The organism is Halogeometricum sp. S3BR5-2 (assembly GCF_031624635.1).
Classification (GTDB): domain Archaea; phylum Halobacteriota; class Halobacteria; order Halobacteriales; family Haloferacaceae; genus Halogeometricum; species Halogeometricum luteum.
The window spans coordinates 17,838-35,565 of sequence record NZ_JAMQOQ010000011.1; the positions used below are offsets into that span (position 1 = coordinate 17,838).

Consider the following 17,728-nt stretch of genomic DNA (forward strand, 5'->3'; position numbering starts at 1 on the left):
CACCTGACGGGCTTGGAGAGAATTCTATCGACTACTACCACCTCCGACAACCAGTTCGACAAGCAGGTGTTCAGAAGCGTCGTTCTACGAACTGCGAGAGACGTGTTTTCGCATAGAATGCAGAGACATCACTTTTCGAGGTAGGCCGTCACCTGTTCCTGAAGATGCTTGAACGCATCTTCGGCAGCGTCCACGTCAGAAGCCCCTGTGATGACTATTTTCCCGTTGGCAAAAACCAAGAGAACGGCCGGGTGGTCAGCGGGCCGATAGATGAGACCGGGGAACTGTTCTGGCTCATATTCCACGGATTCCAAGCCCAACGCGATAGAGAGTGTATTCAGATCGACCGGATCATCCAGCTGTGCCGTACAGACGACGTTCTGTACCGTGAATCCGGTTTCAGTCTCCGCGTCTACGATGTTCAGCTCGGATAGTGTCGTGAGGAACGCGTCGTTCGTCTCGTACAGCTGTTCGAACGTAGAGCACCCACTGATGATGTATTTTCCACTCCGATAAACCGTGATGAGCGGACCACCCTCAACAAGCCGAAGGTAGAGACCATGGTAGTTCGAAGGGTCGTATTCGGTGTACGGCAGATCCAAGTCGGACTCGACCTCGGCGACATCGAGTTCCACACCCAAATCTCCCGACCCGACAGCGTTCGCAATAGAGATCATTCGTCCTTTGCCTCTGTTGGAGAGACGACGTACGCCGCTGTTACTAATTCCGGTTCTTGGGGAGTAACGTGCTTCTCTTCCTCAAGCCTGGATAGCTCCTCTTCACGTTCTCGTCGTAGACTCTCGACCTTCTGCTTCGCGTTCCCAATCGGCGCGGACATATCCGCACCCTGCTCAGCACGGTGTTGGTACTGCTCTAACCGCTCTTCCCATTCTTCGATTTGCTCTTCGAAGTATCGCTCAGCGTGCTCACGTTTGATTTCGATCTCCCGTTCTCGTTCGGTTCGGGCCTCCTCGGCGAACGACTCAACGTGCGTCCATGCCTCCATCTCTGCAGCCTCGTAGAGATCCTCCGCCATACTCGAGAGCCGATCAACCTCGTGCGACGATGAGATCTCGCTAGGAGCCGTCGTCCTCGAGAGTTCAGGAATATCAGTCGTTACACTACCATCCGGGCGAACAAAGAGACGAACCAACTTCTCGGTCACCACATCCCCGGCACCGGAGACGTAGCCAAGGCGGTAATTGAACAGGATTCCAGGGGTTCGAGACGCCGTCGCAGCGACCTTCGTCGCAATTTCACCCTGGATCCGGTCGCTGTCCAAGCAGAATTCGATGAGCGACTCAACGAGAGGATGGTCAAGCGAGATGAACTCGACGTCATCCGCCTCCATCGCGATCTCCTTGGTGAACGTGGCGCGTGGGTACTGTCGTGCCACCTGATTTCCACTAAGGACCTCAGGGACATCCAACTGGAACACGTCCCCTTCCATCCGGGCCGGTCCGGGTCGAACACCCTTGATAGAGCCGCCGAATTCGTCGAAGAACACTCGCACGAGCGTCTCGATATCGTCCACAGACACCTCGCCGTGTTGACTGCGTTCGATCACGTCGAGAATCTCGTCGTCCTCGCCAGAGAGGTCGAAGCGGTCGCGAATCAGAAACTCGTTTTCGACGGTCTGAATCGCTTCGCGTTTCTCCTCGATGGTCGCCTCGATATCGGCGACGACACGTTCAGTCGGCTCCCCTTCAGCGATGGCCGCCATAATCGTCTCGTCCAAGTCGACGTCTTCGAGGACGCGACCGAGGACATCCGAGCGCATCCCGAGGTCCGACTCGATCTGGTTCGTCTTCTCGATGAGCAGGTTGAGGATCTCGCTCTCGCGGGTATCGGCAAAGAAGAGATTACGGATTTCGACCGTGTGCTCCTGGCCGTAGCGGTGGAGCCGCCCCATCCGCTGGTCGATCCGGATGGGATTCCACGGGAGGTCGTAGTTCACCATGATGTGGGCGAACTGGAGGTTGAGTCCCTCCTGGGCGGCGTCAGTCGCAAGCATCAGGTTGGCCTCCTCCTCGAATTTGCTCATCTCTTCCCGTCGACGGGACTGCTCGAGGTCGCCGTACACCTGTGCGACGTCGTGGTCAGCGAAGACCTCGTCGCGTAGATACTCCAGCGTGTCCGTGTATTCGGTGAAGATCAAGATTTTCTCGTCGGGGTCCTCTGAGAGTATGCGGTCGACGAACTGCCGGAGCAATCGGGCCTTCGAGTCCGTCTCGATGTTCTTGGCCTGCTGCCAGAGCTGTTTCACGCGGTCCAGTTCCTGCTGGACTTGCGACTGATTGAGCGTAATCGTGACCGTCTCAAGCGCCTCCTCAACCCGAGCGCGTTCTGCGTCGGTCAGCGTCTCGGGTTCGGTACTATACCGCGGAATGAGGTCCTGAACCTCGTCGGGGAGGTCTTCAGCAACGGCGTCGTTCTGAATCGCCCGCATCCGGTTTTCGAGGGACTTCCGGATCGCGTAGATACTCGAGACCAGCCGCTTCTGGTAGATGACCATCGTGAACCCCGCCGCTTGGTTCTCCTCCTGCTGGGCGAGGTTGTAGTACTCGCGGATGTACTCGGTGACGTCGTCGTACAGCTTCCGCTCCTCGCGAGTCATCTCGACCGGGAGTGCCTCGATGTTCTTCTCGGGGAACATTCGGGTCCCGTCAGTTTCGTACATATCATCCTTCAGCCGGCGGATCATCAAGTCCTCAAGCGTCTCGGGACCGATCTGCGACTCGTGGCTGAAGCGATACGGGTCGAGCAGGCTCACGAGGAAGTAGAACTGGTCTGATTTCCCCTTGTGCGGGGTCCCGGTGAGCAGCAGCAACGCATCGGAGTTATCGGCGACGGCCTCACCGACTTGGTATCGCTGTGTCCGCTCGATTGAGTCGTCGCTCGACCGTCTGGCCGTAAGGTGATGGGCCTCGTCGAAGACCGCAACGTCCCACTCCTCGTCGAGATTCTGGAGGGCATCGAGGACGGAGACGCGGTCCGACTCGGGGTCGTCTGTGGTCTGCTTCGCGAAGTCGATGGAGGTGATGATGAGGTCCTCCTGTTTCCAGACGTTCTGGTTGGGGTGGGACTTCCGGTGTGTACGAACCGTCTCGCGGTCGTAGATGACGAAGTTGCGGTCGAACTTCTCGCGCATTTCCTCCTGCCACTGGACGGTCAGCGGCGCCGGCGCGACGATGAGCACCCGGTCGGCGCGGTCGCGGGCGATGAGCTCTTCGATGACGATGCCGGCTTCGATGGTCTTCCCGAGGCCGACCTCGTCGCCGATGAGGTAGCGGTGGTCGTAGGAGTTGAGGATCTCGTAGGCGGCCTGCACCTGGTACGGTTCGATCTCGATTCGGTTGCTGGTCAGCGAGAGAAAGCGGTCGTATTTATAGGCGAGATCCAGCCGGATCGCCCGCTCTCGAAGGTCATAGTGGAGCGGGGCGTCGGACTGGCCCGCTGTGAGGCGGTCGACGAGCGAATCGAGTTTCTCGATGTGAGGGAGGCCACTAGGGAGTTTGCGGAGCTGGCCCTCCGATGTGTAGACGTGGAGGAGGTGGCCGTCGTTGGGCCGTTCCTCGATTTTCGTGATCTCTCCCCGCCCACCGGCGAACTTGATGTGATCGCCCACCTCTAAATCCATCATTCTTCAGCCAATAACGATCTAATCTTGTCCTTTAGCTCCTGAAAGGCTTGCTCAGATCTCTCTCTGCTACTTTCTCCTACGATATTCACCTTTCCCGACCTAAATATCATAACTGTACAATTGGCTTGCTCAGGAGTATACAAAACTGCTGAAATTGTATCTGGGTTATACTCAGTCCTTTCTAACCCCAATCCGACCGTGATGGTACTCAAATCCAACTCTGTGTCTAAATCACCAGATAGCACATAATTACACAGTTCAAACTGCTTCAGGTCGAGGGGATGAGAAGTGACCTCAGATAATATTCTGGTACCTTCATCCCTTGTATTATAGACTTCATCTTCCGACTTAGCGCCTGTAACAATGAATTTGCCTGTACCATAGATTATCATCAAAGGTCTGTGGTCTTCAATGCGTAGATACAGACCAGGGTGCATTTCAGGCTCATACCGCACGTTTTCAGGTAGTGAAGTTGCTAATGAATTCAAATCAAATTCTTCGTCCAATAGACCCACTCCGACTACGTTCACTATTTTTATATTATCCATACAATATTTTGAATTAAATGATCTGGATGCCGTAGGTAGTTTTGATGATGGTGACTTGTCGGCTAAATTCCCTCCTTCACCGTCTTGATCTTCTCTTTTGGGATACTATACAGTTCGTACACCCGCTTATCGATATCTTGTTCTAGTTGTTCGACTTCGTTTTTCAGATTATCATAGCGGCTCTTATTCCTCTGGTAATTATTGAAGGAATTCTCAATATCAGAATACTGAGGGAGTGAAATTTTTTCTAGGCGATTGATGAGGGAATTTGTCTTGGTTGCTTTTTCTCGGAATCCCGCAAATCCGTTCCCCTTCTCAACAGCAAACGGAATAAACTGCTTAAGAAGATTTTCACGCTCTTGACTGAGTCCAATAAATTCTAGTGCAGCAAATTTTTGGGTCTCAGTGTATCCCCACTGATCGGTATCATACTCCTCAGGATCTTCCGGTTTATACCGCGCTGACGCGTATATCGTCGTTTTCGTGTCTGTTGTCTCAACGTGTACATCTCCAACACGTAGGCCGTCATGTTCCTCGCTCGTTTTACTTAATATTGTATCTGAGACACCTGCTGGTGGTTGGTATCCTGGAATTTCTTGAAGAGAGTCACCCCATGAATATCCCCCCAAATAATCTGAGAGGTCGATATTAATCTCACTCATTTGGTTCTTGTTATCTAGGATATCGTCGACAGCACGAACTATTTCTTGATCAACGCTTGTCGGCACTTGGAGTTCATGTAGAAAGCCGGTTTTGTAGGCCCGGAAGCCCCCGCGTTTCTGCGGCGAAATACCTCTGTATATGAATTCTAAGAGCTCTGAATTAAGTAGGCCCAGCAGGAATTTGAGGTTATAATCTTCGGTAACACGTATACTCTTCACTTTGGTGTTGAAGTAGTAATTTTTGTCACCCGTGTCTGCTGTGAAATTGCTTTGATCGGATATTTCGGGCGTCAAAATCTTCGGATTTTGGTATATCTCGGAATCCCGTTCGCACCAAAGCTCGTACCAATTCCTGTTTGAATTCATCACATGTGTTCGACTACGGACTTTATCTTCATTTTCTTTCAAGTAATCCCAGGTGTTCGGGAATTCACTTTTCATTTGATCTTCGGGAATGACTCGATCGTTCTTATAAGGGTAGATAGATTTCAAATCTGTCTTTGGAGGCTCATATCTTTTGACATCTTGCCCTTTCAAAACAGGTTTCAGAATTTCTTCTTCAAGTTGATATTCACTCACAGTTTCTGGATCCACGAAATAAACCTCGTCCTTGGATGTATCAATTCCCTGTGATATAGACTTAGTCACTTTATCTAAAGTGACCAGATCGTCGCTAAATGAGCCAAGGACATTCGCTACTGGTGCAGGTATGACATCCCAAGGCTTTTTTGATAAGTCCGAATTATTAAGATTATAGTTCTTCATTCTTTCTCTGTCAAGAGTCTCGTAATCATTTGGATCAGGAGTATAAACAACGAATTCGTCTTCACTGGTATTATTTGACAGAGAAAGGATACATACGTAGTTCGTAGCCTCACCGAATACCTGAACGTCGGATAGCTCCACGATTTCAGTTACGTGGGAACGTTCGCTAATCACCTTTCTGAGACCCTCTCCATAGGGTCTCCTCAGGAACATAGATGGCTGTATGTATGATATCGAACCAGTGCAAATTTCTATTCCCTTCTCAGTGAACAGACAATAGATGTCCCAGCGTCCAGTCGTTGAATCATATTTTGATTTGAAATACGATTTCTGGAACTCGTCGAGCGACCGAGAGCGTATGTAGGGGGGATTCCCAATTACTGCGTCAAACCCTGGCTTGTCTTTCTCAACACCATCAGAACCATAGAACACTTCGGGATACTCGAGTCTCCAGTGGAAATAGCGGTCCCGAGATGCCCATTTCTGAGCAGTACGGAACCACTCTAACTCTTCGATTGCTTTCCATTCTTCATCCTCATCTAAAGCAGCAGCCATCCTCTCGTAAGCACCACTAGGAATCCCGTCCAAGCCAAAGTCGTCTGCCGTAGACACATTTGCCATCGCCTCAAGTCGTTGACGGAGCTTGTTCCGTTCGAACTCATCATACTTGGCCTCCATCTCCTTGACATCAGCGAGATCCTGATTCTCGATGGCGATGAAGTCCTGATAGATCCGCATTAGCTGTTCGATGGTCCCCTTCCGGGCCACACCGAAGTCAGCGAGTGAGGCGTTCTCCCCGTCTCCACCAGCATCGGATTCCAGCTCCTCGATTTCCTCAATATCGCTCCCAACCAACGAATTCCCCGTCTTCAGGTGGTGGTCCAGGAACGCGAGCGGCTGTTCGGCCGCGAGCGTCCTAAGCCAGAGCGACACTTTCGCGAGCTCGACGGCCAGCGGGTTCAGGTCGACGCCGTAGATACAGCGCTGAGCAACCTGCCGACGGGCCCAATTGATGTCGTGCTCTTCGTCGACGGTCTCGATGCCCTGCTGGGCGGCTTGGCGCTCCTGAGCGTCGATGATTTCACGCGCGAGATAGTCGATCGCACTCGTCAGGAAGTGGCCACTCCCCATCGCAGGATCGAGGATTTTGAGATCGAACACTCCCTCAGCGAACTCCTCAGCGAAGCCACCCTCGTCGAACGCACTCTGGCCCACAAGACTGCCTCGAATGTCGTCGACGAGCGGGCCGAGCGTCTCATCAACGATGTACTCAACGACATACTCCGGCGTGTAGTAGGACCCCGTCGCCTTCCGCTCGCCAGAGCCAGTCGAAAGGTGGACTTCACCCTCCTCGACGATCACCTCGTCACCCTCGCCGGCGGGGACGTACTCACCGTCCTCCAGCGCGAGCGGTTCGTCAGCGACATCGAGCTGATACTCGAGAAGCCCCTCGTAGATGCTCCCCAGGTGGCGGACGTCCAGCGACGAGTAGTCGACGAAGATCTTCCCGCCGCCGTTGCCGTTCTGACTCCGCGTGAGGAGTTCGATGACCTCCGCGAGGTAGGCGTCCCCGACCTGATGGTTCGCGAGGAACCGGGCTTCGACGCTATCGTCCTCATCGGGATTCGTCCGGAACAGGCCGCCGTTGTACGCGGGGATGTAGAGGTCCTCCTCCGGGATACCGCGCGACTTGCTCCCCTGGTCGATGAGTTTGAACAGCTCGTCCAGCCGGTCCCAGAGATTGTCCTGCCAGTCGCGATACTTCGGATTCTGACTGTCCAGTTCCTCGGCGATGTCCTGCTTGAGAGAGTTGAGACTGTACGACTCCTCGTAGATTTCGTTATTCGTATCGAGCAGGTCACGACCCTCACTCTCTGCGTAGAGGACGAAGATGAGCCGATAGAGGTAGATGAGCGAACTGTCGTGAATGAGGCCGAGATCCTCTTCGGAGAGGTCGTTGTCCGGGTACTGCATGAACCCCTCCGAGAGGATCTTGATCGCCTCGTAGATGTTGTCTTGGAGGTCCTCTCCCAACTCCTGAGCGAATACGTTGGACTCGTCGTAGACTTCGTCCAGGAAGCACTCGCCGCTAGAGTCCTCGAGGAATGCGCCGTGCCTGAAAAAGAGGTAGAAGTATTTGAAGTCCTCAAGATCGCCCTTTTCGAGAACGGTCGGCAGGTCGATCTCGTAGTAGGAGTCGAGGCGATGGCTCGTCGGGCCGTAGTAGAGCCGCCACTTCTTCCCGTCAGTGAGGACGGCCCACCGCGCCGGCGTCTCCTGCAGGTAGACGTGAATCTGGTAGCTCGGGTTCTCGAAGTCCCGCTCGTGTTCCCCACTCCCACGGGTGTCGAGTGGCCGACCCCAGCGCTTGGCGTCCGCGACGGCGACGGCGTCCTTGTAGAAATCGCCTCCTTCCTCGCGGCGCTCGAACGCGCCACGTGCGGCGTCCTCGGACTCGAAGAAGCCATAGTCGGGACGGCGCTGGGTCCGGCTGGTGCTCTCCTCAACCTCGAAGGGGATACCCAGTTTCCGGAACATCGGCCGGATGAACTTCTCCTCGAGCTGGGACTCGTTGCGCTTGGGAGCCGTCCCCTTCTCGCGCTCCCACAGGTCCATGATGTCCGCTTTCGCCTCGCGGAGTTCGTCGTCGCTAAGCTCGTCCCACGCCTCGGTCTCGGGGAGGTGCTCGTCTAGGTAGTAATTCGAGAACAGGTCGCGATTCGTCCGGTAGGTGAGTGCTGTCTGCATGCGTTAGATCGGGGTGACGATGAGGAATTTCTCAGAGTCTTTGCTGTCGATGAGAGCATGTGCGACGTCTTTCGTGTCGGCGACATCGAGTTCAATCGTGTCGCCGATATCAGCGCCGACCGTATCAAGCTCAGATCCGGAGATATTGACTCGTCCGGAGTGGCCGGTGTTTCGACCGATTTTCTTACGCGTCATTCGAGGATATCAGCGACTGTATCAACGAAGTAATATAGTCTTTACTTAGACTGTCGCCTGAAGCGGTTCAATTTTTCAGACGGATATCGAGTTAGCGTCACCGAAGAACGCTGTTTTCGGTATACTCTGGGTATTCCGAGTAAACGAAATCGAGAACCTCAGAAAGATTTTTTTGATTGAATTCATCTTTGAGCTCCTCAGAAAGGTTAAGCACCTGATTAGTTTCTTTCAGGTCTTCGAATCGCTTGGCGAGATCGCGTCCTTTCTCAGTAAGTTCGTACTCGTATAGCGCCTTGTCCTCGTCAAATTCCTCACGGGTTTCTTCTACAAGCCCTCGGTCGATTAGATCATCCAAATCATCGTAGAGTCCCTTCGAGAAAGGGCCGTAGTCGTAGGCTTCAAAGTCATAGGTGCTAATGCTAGAATCAGTTTCCAGTTGTTGTTGCAGTAAGAAGACCATTTTCTGGAAGCGCGTTCTCCCCTGCACCGCTTCTCGATCCTCGGAATACATGAGGGCTAGTGGAATCACCTCTCTACGGTGCAAGTGGACTCACCTCTGTTGCCTCACTAGCTAAATCTTCGAAGTCTCTAATAAAGATGGTTGCCATGGCGGAATCAGAGAAGGCAACCCCTGATCCACCCCGCCCGATACGGGCGATCACCCGACTGTTATCGATTACGTAGAAGCTGCGCTCAATACTGTTAGATTGGAATGTTGTCACACCCTCGTCAGCCAGCCTGTCGACAGTCTTGTCATCATCTGCTCCGATGATTTTGGCGCTCACACCATCATCAACAAGGTCGGACATCAGCTCACGATCTTCCCGTGAAACCCAACGAAGGTTGGCATCCACCGCGTAGATTGCTTCTTCAGCGTCTGTAATGGCTGTCCGAACTTGATTAACAAGTCCTCGCGTACTGTCTAATGCCCACGTATCATCGTCGTCGTTGAATAAGGACCGTTCGGCTTCCCATGCTTCTTCAAGGCGACTCTTTGCCTGTTCTGATTTGCGTCGGAATTGTTCAACCTCATCGCTGATGACATCACGTGGATGAATTGCGTCGTATGTTTTCGGCCTGAACCCTTTCTGCTTGACACAACCTCGCTCTTCCAGTTTAGATAGCACACCGTAAACGCGCGAGTTTGGGATATCGGCCTCCAACTCAATGTCTTTGACCTGCAGCTCACCGTTCATCACTAGAGCGCAGTAAGCGGCAGCCTGGTACTGGGGCCAATCCAAATCACCAGTCAAAACACCCCGTAGTTGGCTAATTGTGTACTCACTACCGGCCATATACCCATACTCATTGTAGTGAGTGATAAATACTTATCTCATAGAGTGACGTCTTACTACTTACAATCGAGAGTAGTTTAGAGAATGTTTATTTCCTCTCCCCCGTTCATATCAATTACAGCGGATGACTGAGGAAGTGACTGAGTGGACTGAATTAAGTCCTCGCCGGCAGGAACTGCTTGAGATCATCGAAGAGGAATACACGCTGGACGACAAGTTCGGAAGGTCTGACGTGGACGACCTTCTGGAAGACGATGAAAATACAACGACGAAGACGCTCAATAATCTGGCCCACGAGGAAGACTATTACCTGAATCGAGTTTCTGTTGGCGGAGGCCCGTTTCTGGTGGCGAACAAGACCCACGAAGAGGACGAAACAGCAGCATCGCCTTCCCAACAAGAAAGCTTAGCAAGAAAGATGGTCAACGAAGAAGGACTTGAGTTGACCCCTGAAGATTACCAGTGGGCAGTCGATGCCTCCAGAAACGCATTCGCATCGAAGTTCAACGCGCGAGCTAGCCGCGTTAATCTGAATCCAACCTGGACGAGAAACCTCTACCAGATCACTGTGGAAGGGCAAACGCGTATTCGAGCGAACGGTGACATCTGAGGAAACGCGGGATTGAATCGTGGAGTGATTCTGTACAAGGCGTCCTCCTCAGCGAGGCAATGTCTTTCAGAGATCAGAGATTGAGTTATACTATATCTGCCGACTTATCATAGAAGTCGTCACTGGAATTCCGCTATTCTCCGCTCTAGCGGCCTAATCAGGGGGTGACACACCACCGTTTCTGATGCTCGACAGATATTTAGTGTAAGCTTGTTTTAGAAACTCCTATGCGACTGGAAGCGACCGCAAAGCAGGACGAATACAAGGTCTGGATGACCGACGCCGAACTCGAGGAGCTGCGGCGGGCCGCTGCGAATCATCGCGACGATCTCATTATCCAGCTCGGCGGCTACGTCGGCCTCCGAGCCTTCGAAATTCCGCAGATTTGCCCGGAACACGTGAAACGCACACCGGACGGGGATCACTACCGACTCCGGGTTCCAGAGGGAAAGGACACGACCGGGAACGGCGGGAAGCCCCGTGATGCCTACCTCCCCGCGGACGTCGAGGGGGACGTTCACCGCTACCAGACTGCCGAAGATATAGCGCCGGACGATTTATTGATCGATCTCACCGAGCGCGGCGTCCGCGACGTCGTGAAGCGCACGGCCGAGCGTGCGGCCGCCGAAACCGGCGACGATGACTACCAGTACGTGAGTTCTCACGATCTCCGCCGCCGCTTCGCGCAACGCCTCCTCGTCGACCGCCAGATGAATCCTCGCGTCGTGATGGCCGTCGGCGGTTGGGATAGCTTCCAGGCTATTGAACCATATCTCAATGCCCCGACGGCCGACGTCGTCAACGACGCCTTCGAGGAGGCCGGGCTCGCATGACCGAAGACGACGTCGACCCCGAGAACCCGCGACCAAACGGGCACTATCCCCGGTTTAGAGGTAACGAGTGGCACTACGTTCCGGACGAACTCGCACAGACGATCTCGCTGGGGCCGGGCGGCGACGGCGAAGAGGGCCAAGACTGGGTACTCACGTACACTCCCGAGCGGCGAAACGAGGACGACCGCGAAAAAGTCCTCGTTCGGCTGACACCACGTGCGCTCCACGAACTCTACATCGAGACGAAAGACCTGTCGAACGACGCCCGGATGTACGGCCACAGTGCCGAGTGTGACCTGTGCGGCGAGCAGGTCGATCTCGAACGAGCGATTCCGAACCCTCGTGGAGAGCCGTGCCACAAGCACTGCTGGGCAGAGTACACGGGCGCGCCTGAGTGGTTCACCGACCACGCGTAGCGAAAATCGGTGAAAACGAAGGATAGGGAGGCGAGGGGAGCCGTTTCTGGAACGCGAGAGTAGGGGTCGATCCGGGGAGAACCGGGTTCCATAGCGTGCTACGGGAGCAAATCCCGGAGATCGTCCTCGTCGAGCGCGTCGTGATCCGCGAAGTATTGCTCAACATCGGGCACCTTCTCCAGCGCAGTGACCTCCTCAGCTTTCGTCTCTGCACTCGGACTGTACTCTGCCAGCGCCTTGTGAGGGTAGTCGTGGTACGGGTCGATGAAGAAGAGATAGATGACATGATACTCTGTGTTTCCGCGTGGGATTTCGTCAACGACCTTGGTGTACAATCGACCCTGATCACCGACGGTGATGATATCAAGGTTGGCGATGCGCTCGTAGATGAACGAGCTGGGTGGTGCCTCGCTCGTAACGATGTTCAGGAGCCGGGTGATGACCTCCTCCTGTTCCGAGGCATCGAGTGCAGCAAAATCTGCAGCGGCTTCCCCAGCAAAGATGACCCTCGTCTCTTCGTCCGACAGTGATACATAGCTCACATCTGCCTCACGAAAAGTCGGTTAGTACTTCAGTAGAGACTCGAGGTCCTCTTTGCTCGCTGTATTCCCTTCGGCGATGTCCTCAATGCCGCGAAGAACGCCCTCAGGAACCTCAGGACGATCTCCGTCCTCGGCGTCGCCCTCGCGGTCGTCGCCAGCGGGGTGGAGACTCATTGATGAAATATCGGCGCTCCTCTGTAATAAGCTTGTGGACGGCTACGCGGACGCCGACGGCTCTGCGGTACTCGCTCAAGATTGCAGGTCGTCGTGGGCCTGGAGGGCGTCCTGGTCGAGGCGGTCAGCAAAGGCGCGGATGCTCTCGGCTGGCGTCTATCGCACCCCCTCTCCATCTGCTGAATGTATATTGCAGAACAACCAGGGAGGGGCTTCGCACTAAGGAGAGAAGGACCAACAAGAATAGCAGTGAGTGACTGTTATGAGATACCTCCATGACGGTCAACGTGGCCTTCTATACACCTGAGTGAGTACGGGGAGTCAACCAATGACGACTAACGACGATGAGACGCTCCGGCTACTCTGTATGGGAGACAACCACGGAGATGTCGACTCTTTGGAGCGGGTCGTCGACGGTACTGAAGGCGAGGAATTCGACTTTGTAATTCACGTCGGCGATATCACGAATGCATGGTTTGATGGCGTCGACGAGGGCCGGGAACAGCTCGATGCGGTCACGCCGTATTTCAAGACGCTCCACGAGCGGGGAGAGCTCCTCTACATCTGGGGGAATCGGGACGGGGCAATCGGTCCAGAACAGCCGTTCCAAGACTACGACCTTCCAGGGACGTTCATCCCCGAAGATGACAGTATCACCGTCGCTGGAGAGACATTCACGCAAAATCCCGAGCTAGTCGAAGACGAGACAATCCTCGTGAATCACTACTGGCACCCCGAACTGCTGGAACACTTCGCGGGGAAGGCATACTTCTCTGGTCATATACACACCGGTCGCTACAAGAACAAGGCTCTCAATACCGCATTCCTCTACCGAACGGCAGACCATGGTGCAGACGCGCTTCTCGGCGCGTACTTCGTCGTTGAGATCGCCCCTGACGGAACGTGGGAGGTCGATTTCCGAAACATCGGGCAGGTTCGCAAAGGAATCTGTCCCAAACACCAGGCGCTCGGTGTGCAGTTCGTCCCCGACTACTGGCGAAACGACTGTCAATTCTGCTACGACGAAGAGGAATTCTACAGTGAGGTCGTCCGCACAGTGCTCTACGGACTGGGAACGATACAAGAGGAAGCTGAGACTGATGAAGTGGTCGAATCTGCAGCGTCAACGTTCGGGGCTACTCCACCGTCTTTCGAATCGAAACTGCGAGAGTTTCTCGAAGAGCGGACAGAGGAGCACTCATAGCGGCCACTATGGGACGAGAACCAGGATCTATGCCGGTTCGGTCCGGAACCGAGTGATTGGGACGTCGGTGACGTCGTCGTAGTCGTCGTCCGCACCGACCAGGAGCATCCCGTCGACGTGCGCTGCGGTCCCGAGCGCAAAAGCATCGCCAAGCGCCGGAGCGTAGCGGAATTTGAAGTCGGCTGCTGACGCCCAGGTCTGTTCGGTGTCGACCCGGCGGATACCGCTCTCCTCGAGGACGTCGACGACAGCATCAGCGCGCTCCTCGCCGTCAATCGCACGGACGACGTAGTGGACCTCTGCGAGATTGATCGCCGAGATATAGCCATTGGCCGCGCCTTCAACGGCGTCGACGTACGTTTCGACGGTGTCACTCCCTGGTTCGTTGCAGAAATAGGCGATGAGTGGTTCGGCGTCGAAGACGATTGTTTCGGGAATCTCAGCCTCATCCGTCATGCGTCAGCCTCGTCGTCACCGGCGTAACGCTGCCGCAACTCCTCTTCGCTGGCTTTGTCCGCTGCACGTTCCTTCCGTAGGCGCTCGGTTGCCGAGCGCCCCTGCTCGTCGGTTTTCCCTTCCAGAACCCCACGCAGGTCTGTAACCGAGTGGATGGGGCGAACAACGATCTCACCCTCTTCGGTCCGAATGAACTTCACACGGCCGGGCGTGTCGATACCCAACTCCTCACGGAACTCCTTCGGGATGGTGGCTTGCCCGCGCGACGATACAGACACCACTTTTTCAGACTCTGTCTTGCTCATACTATTCTCTATCATTACTTTAGTCCAGTCATACAAAAGACTAGCGCTGGGTTGGGTAGTTAGCGAATCAACTCAGTCATTGCTTTCAACGCCAGGTGAAGCACCGCCTTAACCAACAAGTCCGATTATGTCGGCCGTTTGTTGGTTAATAGGTCACGCTCCGGTTGCATTCGAAGCACTCAATCTACAGTATCCGTGTTACTCGCAGATCGACTGTGGACGTAATAATTAAGGTGGAACCCAATGTGGGAGTAGACACAGCCAATGTGGTCCCCACAAACTGCCGTCCAGCGATTTTTCACAGACCAATGTGCAGCTTTGGCTTGCCCTCTACCGCCACACACCCGCCTTCCGCGAACAACGACTGCCGATTTCTCCACCGGATCGCTCATACCAACCACGACGAGTATCGCTCGGAGCGTCTGAGATGGGTGGGCGCGACACGCAGATTACGGTGTACGTCACGGACGAACGCAAGGCCGAACTCAAACAGCGCGCCGAGGAGGAAGACACCTCCATGTCCGGGATCATCAACGACATGATCGACCGCCAGCTCCAGCAGGACGCCCAAGACGCAATTGCCTCAGAAGCGCGCGCTGAAGAGCGCATCCAGGAACTCATCTCAGTCGGCACCGAGCAAATGGTCGAGACCGCCAAGGAGATCCGCGATATGAACGCGAAGTTCGGTGCCTACACAATCGCCAACTTTGAACTGATGAAACAGGATCGGTCAGCGCACGTCCGGAAGGATGCGCTCGATACGGGCGCTCGTCGGATCCGCCAAGATCTCGAGACAGGTATCCAGGAGGTGGGTGAGGACACGTCGGCCACGGAGGCGAGTGCTGAGACCACGACTGATTCGACCACGACACAGCGGCCCACGTCCGACGCTCCCGACTCGCCTGACACGGCCACCGACGACACGCCAGACGACGTCGACGAGACGACAGACGGCTCCGACGATGCAGAGAGCGATGCGGACGATGGCAGCGACCTCTTCACCAAACTTCGGAGTGATCGCGAATGAAGGTCTTCACGGACACCAACTACCGCGAGCACGGTGCGCGGAACCTCGTCGAGTATCTGGATAAGGAGAAGGGGCTTGAGAACCGCGCCGGCGAGGAGATGTCCGACGAGGACATCGAGGCGTTCATCGAGAAGTCCGAAGAATACGAGTTCGAGCGGGAGGTCATCATCTCACCGCAGAACGGCACCGACCTCTCTGACGACCAATTCAGTCTGTACACTCGGCAGGTGATGAGCGAGTTTTGCAAGGACCGCAATACAGCGACGTACTGTTATGCAATCCATCGTGATACTGATCATCCACACGCCCAAGTTGCACTGACTGGAACGAAACGCGACCTCTGGATGGACAAAGAGGACTGCGAACAACTCCGCGAGCGCGCCCACGAGCAGTTCCACGACCAGCATCGTGAACTCACCAAGGAGCTCTCGCACCAGTTCGAACAGACGTTGCAGCACGAGACCACACACGAACTGGAGACTGAATCCGATCGGGACCTGGACCACGAACAAGACTCCGGACCAGAGCCCGAGCAGGCACAAGCACAGGGGCCTGACTCGTGAGCGCCCGTACTGATTCCGAGTCTCAGAGCAAGGACTACCGGCAAGAAGATGAGGTCGAGATTTTCTTCCAAATCGCGGCAGTGATGACGGCTGCGCTGCTGTTGCCCTGGGTGTATGCCATCCTCGAGCGCGCGAATTTCTACGACTTCAAATTCGATGGGTTACATCGGAGTCGCGCGCTCTGGCTCGTCCCCCTGTTCTATCTGGTGGGTGCAGTCGGTACTGTCCTGCTGTTTCCAGCGCACCTCCAGCTGTTTTGGGCGTTCCACGTCCTGCTGCTTGCACAGATCGCCGAAGCCCTCCTGCATCAGGCCGGCTATCTGACCGGCTTGTCGCTGCCGCTCAGCGAGCAGTTCACGCCGCTCCGTGTGGGTGGCTTCGTCGTCGTACTCGGGAGCGCAGTGTATGCAGCCCAGCGACTGCGGAGTTGGGATACGGAACGGGAACTCCGTCGAATCATCGACGACGGAAACTACGTCCTCCCGTTTCAGGGCCTCTCTGCAGCAAGTGATCGTATGAGTCTCTCGCGGTTTGTCCCGCTCCGCAAGGACCGGTCGATTCTCGTCCTCGGGGAGACGGGCGCCGGGAAGACCGAGACGATCACGCTCTTCACCTACCAGATGCAGGCCGGAACTGACGATCCGTTCGTTGTCTTCGACTACAAAGGCGAATATCAGGAGAACTTCGAACAGGACCACGATCACGAGAACCTGATCTACCTCTCGTCGACGGACGCAACCGAATACTGGAATCTCTTCGCCGAAATCGAACGCGAAGCCGATATCGACGAAATCGGCCGGGCGCTGTTTCCCCACACAGATGGCTCGGAATTCTTCAGCCAAGCTGGCCGCCAGCTGTTCGTTGCCGTCGTGACATACCTTCATCGAGAAGCCCAGGCAAGCGATACGACACCGACGAACGCCGATCTCGTCGCCTTCGTCCAGTCGACGGATAAGCAAGAGATGCACGAGCGGCTCACGGACTATTCGGACCTCACTGCAGCAGCGTCGGCAATCGACCCGGATTCGGAACGACAGGCGGCCGGCGTCTACGCGAACTTCCAGCAAGTCATCGCTGACCTCTTCCGCGGTGATTTCGCAGAGGCAGGCGAGTTCTCGATTCGCGAATATATGGACGATCCACAGGGACGGACGTTGCTGTTGGATTTCCCGATCACAGAGGGCGACGCAGTCCAACCCGCGTTTCGGTTCTTCATCGACTGGGCGGCACGGTTTGCACTCGCGAACGAGCAGGACACGTACTTTGTCCTCGACGAGTTTGCACGGCTCCCTGGCCTCCGCAAGATCGGTGACCTGATCAACGCAGGCCGGGGCCGAAACACCCAGCTCTTGCTCGGTGTGCAGTCGGTCGCACAACTCCACGACACCTACGGGAAAGACCGGGCGAACGCGCTGTTGAGTGGCCTCGTCCAATCAGTCATCATGCGCGTGGGCGATGCAGCGAGTGTTGAGTACGCGCAATCACAGATCGGCCGTGAGAAACAGCGCCGTTCCGTCCCTGTCCACGACCGCGACGGCCGCTCGGTTGGCCGGCAGGAGCTTCAAGATGAAACCCATCCAATCGTCGAAAGCGATCTCGAACGCCTCAACGATGGCGAGGCGATCGTCGTCGTCCCCGACGGCTGGCTGCGCGGCATTATCACCCGTTTCACAGCCATTCGGACGCAGCTCGAGCGGGCGCTTGAGCGCACACCGGAGTAGTGACTAGAGAGCGATCAGGGA

At 55.2% G+C, this 17,728-nt stretch carries 18 protein-coding genes; 7 read left to right on the forward strand and 11 right to left on the reverse strand.

All coding sequences use genetic code 11. The features are described from left to right. Positions 1 to 128: 128 nt before the first annotated feature. The 7 genes from NDI79_RS23060 to NDI79_RS23090 form a co-directional block, all read right to left on the reverse strand. Positions 129 to 677 (reverse strand): TATA-box-binding protein, encoded by a 549-nt coding sequence (locus NDI79_RS23060; RefSeq protein ID WP_310930969.1) that lies wholly within the window; start codon positions 675 to 677, stop codon positions 129 to 131. Further along, the gene (locus tag NDI79_RS23065; RefSeq protein ID WP_425499666.1) at positions 674 to 3,643 is read right to left on the reverse strand and encodes a DEAD/DEAH box helicase; all 2,970 of its coding nucleotides are present in this window, start codon (positions 3,641 to 3,643) and stop codon (positions 674 to 676) included. Before NDI79_RS23065 ends, NDI79_RS23060 begins: the two co-directional genes overlap by 4 nt. Next, positions 3,640 to 4,173, reverse strand: coding sequence for a TATA-box-binding protein C (locus NDI79_RS23070; RefSeq protein ID WP_310930971.1), 534 nt, complete (start codon positions 4,171 to 4,173; stop codon positions 3,640 to 3,642). Before NDI79_RS23070 ends, NDI79_RS23065 begins: the two co-directional genes overlap by 4 nt. Before the next feature lie 80 nt (positions 4,174 to 4,253). Then, a complete protein-coding gene (locus NDI79_RS23075; protein WP_310930972.1) occupies positions 4,254 to 8,366 on the reverse strand; it encodes an Eco57I restriction-modification methylase domain-containing protein in 4,113 nt (1,370 codons plus the stop codon). Positions 8,367 to 8,369: 3 nt separating this feature from the next. Next, positions 8,370 to 8,561, reverse strand: coding sequence for a hypothetical protein (locus NDI79_RS23080; protein WP_310930973.1), 192 nt, complete (start codon positions 8,559 to 8,561; stop codon positions 8,370 to 8,372). A gap of 97 nt (positions 8,562 to 8,658) precedes the next feature. Then, complete coding sequence (locus tag NDI79_RS23085; protein ID WP_310930974.1) at positions 8,659 to 9,072, reverse strand: type II toxin-antitoxin system antitoxin SocA domain-containing protein; 414 nt, start codon at positions 9,070 to 9,072, stop codon at positions 8,659 to 8,661. A 22-nt stretch (positions 9,073 to 9,094) separates the two neighbouring features. Next, positions 9,095 to 9,856: a TrmB family transcriptional regulator gene (locus tag NDI79_RS23090; RefSeq protein ID WP_310930975.1), complete on the reverse strand. Its 762-nt coding sequence runs from the start codon at positions 9,854 to 9,856 to the stop codon at positions 9,095 to 9,097. Between the two features lie 124 nt (positions 9,857 to 9,980). Here NDI79_RS23090 and NDI79_RS23095 point away from each other — a divergent pair, with 124 nt between their 5' ends. The 3 genes from NDI79_RS23095 (at position 9,981) to NDI79_RS23105 (ending at position 11,715) form a co-directional block, all read left to right on the forward strand. Continuing rightward, positions 9,981 to 10,466, forward strand: coding sequence for a hypothetical protein (locus NDI79_RS23095; protein ID WP_310930976.1), 486 nt, complete (start codon positions 9,981 to 9,983; stop codon positions 10,464 to 10,466). A gap of 227 nt (positions 10,467 to 10,693) precedes the next feature. Continuing rightward, on the forward strand, positions 10,694 to 11,299 hold the full coding sequence (locus NDI79_RS23100) for a site-specific integrase (RefSeq protein ID WP_310930977.1): 606 nt from the start codon (positions 10,694 to 10,696) through the stop codon (positions 11,297 to 11,299). Next, positions 11,296 to 11,715 carry a DUF8161 domain-containing protein gene (locus NDI79_RS23105; RefSeq protein WP_310930978.1) on the forward strand — a complete coding sequence of 140 codons (420 nt, stop codon included), beginning with the start codon at positions 11,296 to 11,298 and terminating at the stop codon, positions 11,713 to 11,715. The genes NDI79_RS23100 and NDI79_RS23105 overlap by 4 nt, the downstream gene beginning before the upstream one ends. Before the next feature lie 98 nt (positions 11,716 to 11,813). On the opposite strand, the gene NDI79_RS23110 is transcribed toward NDI79_RS23105, so the two are convergent. Next, positions 11,814 to 12,257: a hypothetical protein gene (locus tag NDI79_RS23110; protein WP_257301185.1), complete on the reverse strand. Its 444-nt coding sequence runs from the start codon at positions 12,255 to 12,257 to the stop codon at positions 11,814 to 11,816. Between the two features lie 21 nt (positions 12,258 to 12,278). Further along, the gene (locus tag NDI79_RS23115) at positions 12,279 to 12,431 is read right to left on the reverse strand and encodes a hypothetical protein (protein WP_157573400.1); all 153 of its coding nucleotides are present in this window, start codon (positions 12,429 to 12,431) and stop codon (positions 12,279 to 12,281) included. A gap of 328 nt (positions 12,432 to 12,759) precedes the next feature. On the opposite strand from NDI79_RS23115, the gene NDI79_RS23120 reads away from it, so the two are divergent. After that, complete coding sequence (locus NDI79_RS23120; protein ID WP_310930979.1) at positions 12,760 to 13,635, forward strand: metallophosphoesterase family protein; 876 nt, start codon at positions 12,760 to 12,762, stop codon at positions 13,633 to 13,635. A 27-nt stretch (positions 13,636 to 13,662) separates the two neighbouring features. Here NDI79_RS23120 and NDI79_RS23125 read toward each other — a convergent pair whose 3' ends face one another. Both NDI79_RS23125 and NDI79_RS23130 read right to left on the reverse strand, forming a co-directional pair. Beyond that, a complete protein-coding gene (locus NDI79_RS23125) occupies positions 13,663 to 14,091 on the reverse strand; it encodes a PIN domain-containing protein (RefSeq protein ID WP_310930980.1) in 429 nt (142 codons plus the stop codon). Then, complete coding sequence (locus tag NDI79_RS23130; protein ID WP_084509863.1) at positions 14,088 to 14,396, reverse strand: AbrB/MazE/SpoVT family DNA-binding domain-containing protein; 309 nt, start codon at positions 14,394 to 14,396, stop codon at positions 14,088 to 14,090. The genes NDI79_RS23125 and NDI79_RS23130 overlap by 4 nt, the downstream gene beginning before the upstream one ends. A gap of 427 nt (positions 14,397 to 14,823) precedes the next feature. Between NDI79_RS23130 and NDI79_RS23135 the strand changes: the two genes are divergently transcribed. The 3 genes from NDI79_RS23135 to NDI79_RS23145 are packed head-to-tail and all read left to right on the forward strand — an operon-like array spanning position 14,824 to position 17,707. Continuing rightward, positions 14,824 to 15,423 carry a hypothetical protein gene (locus NDI79_RS23135; RefSeq protein WP_310930983.1) on the forward strand — a complete coding sequence of 200 codons (600 nt, stop codon included), beginning with the start codon at positions 14,824 to 14,826 and terminating at the stop codon, positions 15,421 to 15,423. Next, positions 15,420 to 15,986 carry a hypothetical protein gene (locus tag NDI79_RS23140; protein ID WP_310930984.1) on the forward strand — a complete coding sequence of 189 codons (567 nt, stop codon included), beginning with the start codon at positions 15,420 to 15,422 and terminating at the stop codon, positions 15,984 to 15,986. The genes NDI79_RS23135 and NDI79_RS23140 overlap by 4 nt, the downstream gene beginning before the upstream one ends. Beyond that, complete coding sequence (locus NDI79_RS23145) at positions 15,983 to 17,707, forward strand: type IV secretory system conjugative DNA transfer family protein (RefSeq protein ID WP_310930985.1); 1,725 nt, start codon at positions 15,983 to 15,985, stop codon at positions 17,705 to 17,707. Before NDI79_RS23140 ends, NDI79_RS23145 begins: the two co-directional genes overlap by 4 nt. The last annotated feature ends 21 nt before the right edge of the window (positions 17,708 to 17,728 follow it).

What these genes read in the sequence shown, in the direction of transcription:
- NDI79_RS23095 (WP_310930976.1), top strand. Translation starts at nt 9,981, where the DNA reads ATGACTGAGGAAGTGACTGAGTGGACTGAATTAAGTCCTCGCCGGCAG.
- NDI79_RS23065 (WP_425499666.1), bottom strand. Translation starts at nt 3,643, where the DNA reads ATGATGGATTTAGAGGTGGGCGATCACATCAAGTTCGCCGGTGGGCGG.
- NDI79_RS23120 (WP_310930979.1), top strand. Translation starts at nt 12,760, where the DNA reads ATGACGACTAACGACGATGAGACGCTCCGGCTACTCTGTATGGGAGAC.
- NDI79_RS23105 (WP_310930978.1), top strand. Translation starts at nt 11,296, where the DNA reads ATGACCGAAGACGACGTCGACCCCGAGAACCCGCGACCAAACGGGCAC.
- NDI79_RS23060 (WP_310930969.1), bottom strand. Translation starts at nt 677, where the DNA reads ATGATCTCTATTGCGAACGCTGTCGGGTCGGGAGATTTGGGTGTGGAA.
- NDI79_RS23085 (WP_310930974.1), bottom strand. Translation starts at nt 9,072, where the DNA reads ATGTATTCCGAGGATCGAGAAGCGGTGCAGGGGAGAACGCGCTTCCAG.
- NDI79_RS23135 (WP_310930983.1), top strand. Translation starts at nt 14,824, where the DNA reads ATGGGTGGGCGCGACACGCAGATTACGGTGTACGTCACGGACGAACGC.
- NDI79_RS23125 (WP_310930980.1), bottom strand. Translation starts at nt 14,091, where the DNA reads ATGACGGATGAGGCTGAGATTCCCGAAACAATCGTCTTCGACGCCGAA.
- NDI79_RS23100 (WP_310930977.1), top strand. Translation starts at nt 10,694, where the DNA reads ATGCGACTGGAAGCGACCGCAAAGCAGGACGAATACAAGGTCTGGATG.
- NDI79_RS23115 (WP_157573400.1), bottom strand. Translation starts at nt 12,431, where the DNA reads ATGAGTCTCCACCCCGCTGGCGACGACCGCGAGGGCGACGCCGAGGAC.
- NDI79_RS23130 (WP_084509863.1), bottom strand. Translation starts at nt 14,396, where the DNA reads ATGAGCAAGACAGAGTCTGAAAAAGTGGTGTCTGTATCGTCGCGCGGG.
- NDI79_RS23080 (WP_310930973.1), bottom strand. Translation starts at nt 8,561, where the DNA reads ATGACGCGTAAGAAAATCGGTCGAAACACCGGCCACTCCGGACGAGTC.
- NDI79_RS23075 (WP_310930972.1), bottom strand. Translation starts at nt 8,366, where the DNA reads ATGCAGACAGCACTCACCTACCGGACGAATCGCGACCTGTTCTCGAAT.
- NDI79_RS23090 (WP_310930975.1), bottom strand. Translation starts at nt 9,856, where the DNA reads ATGGCCGGTAGTGAGTACACAATTAGCCAACTACGGGGTGTTTTGACT.
- NDI79_RS23140 (WP_310930984.1), top strand. Translation starts at nt 15,420, where the DNA reads ATGAAGGTCTTCACGGACACCAACTACCGCGAGCACGGTGCGCGGAAC.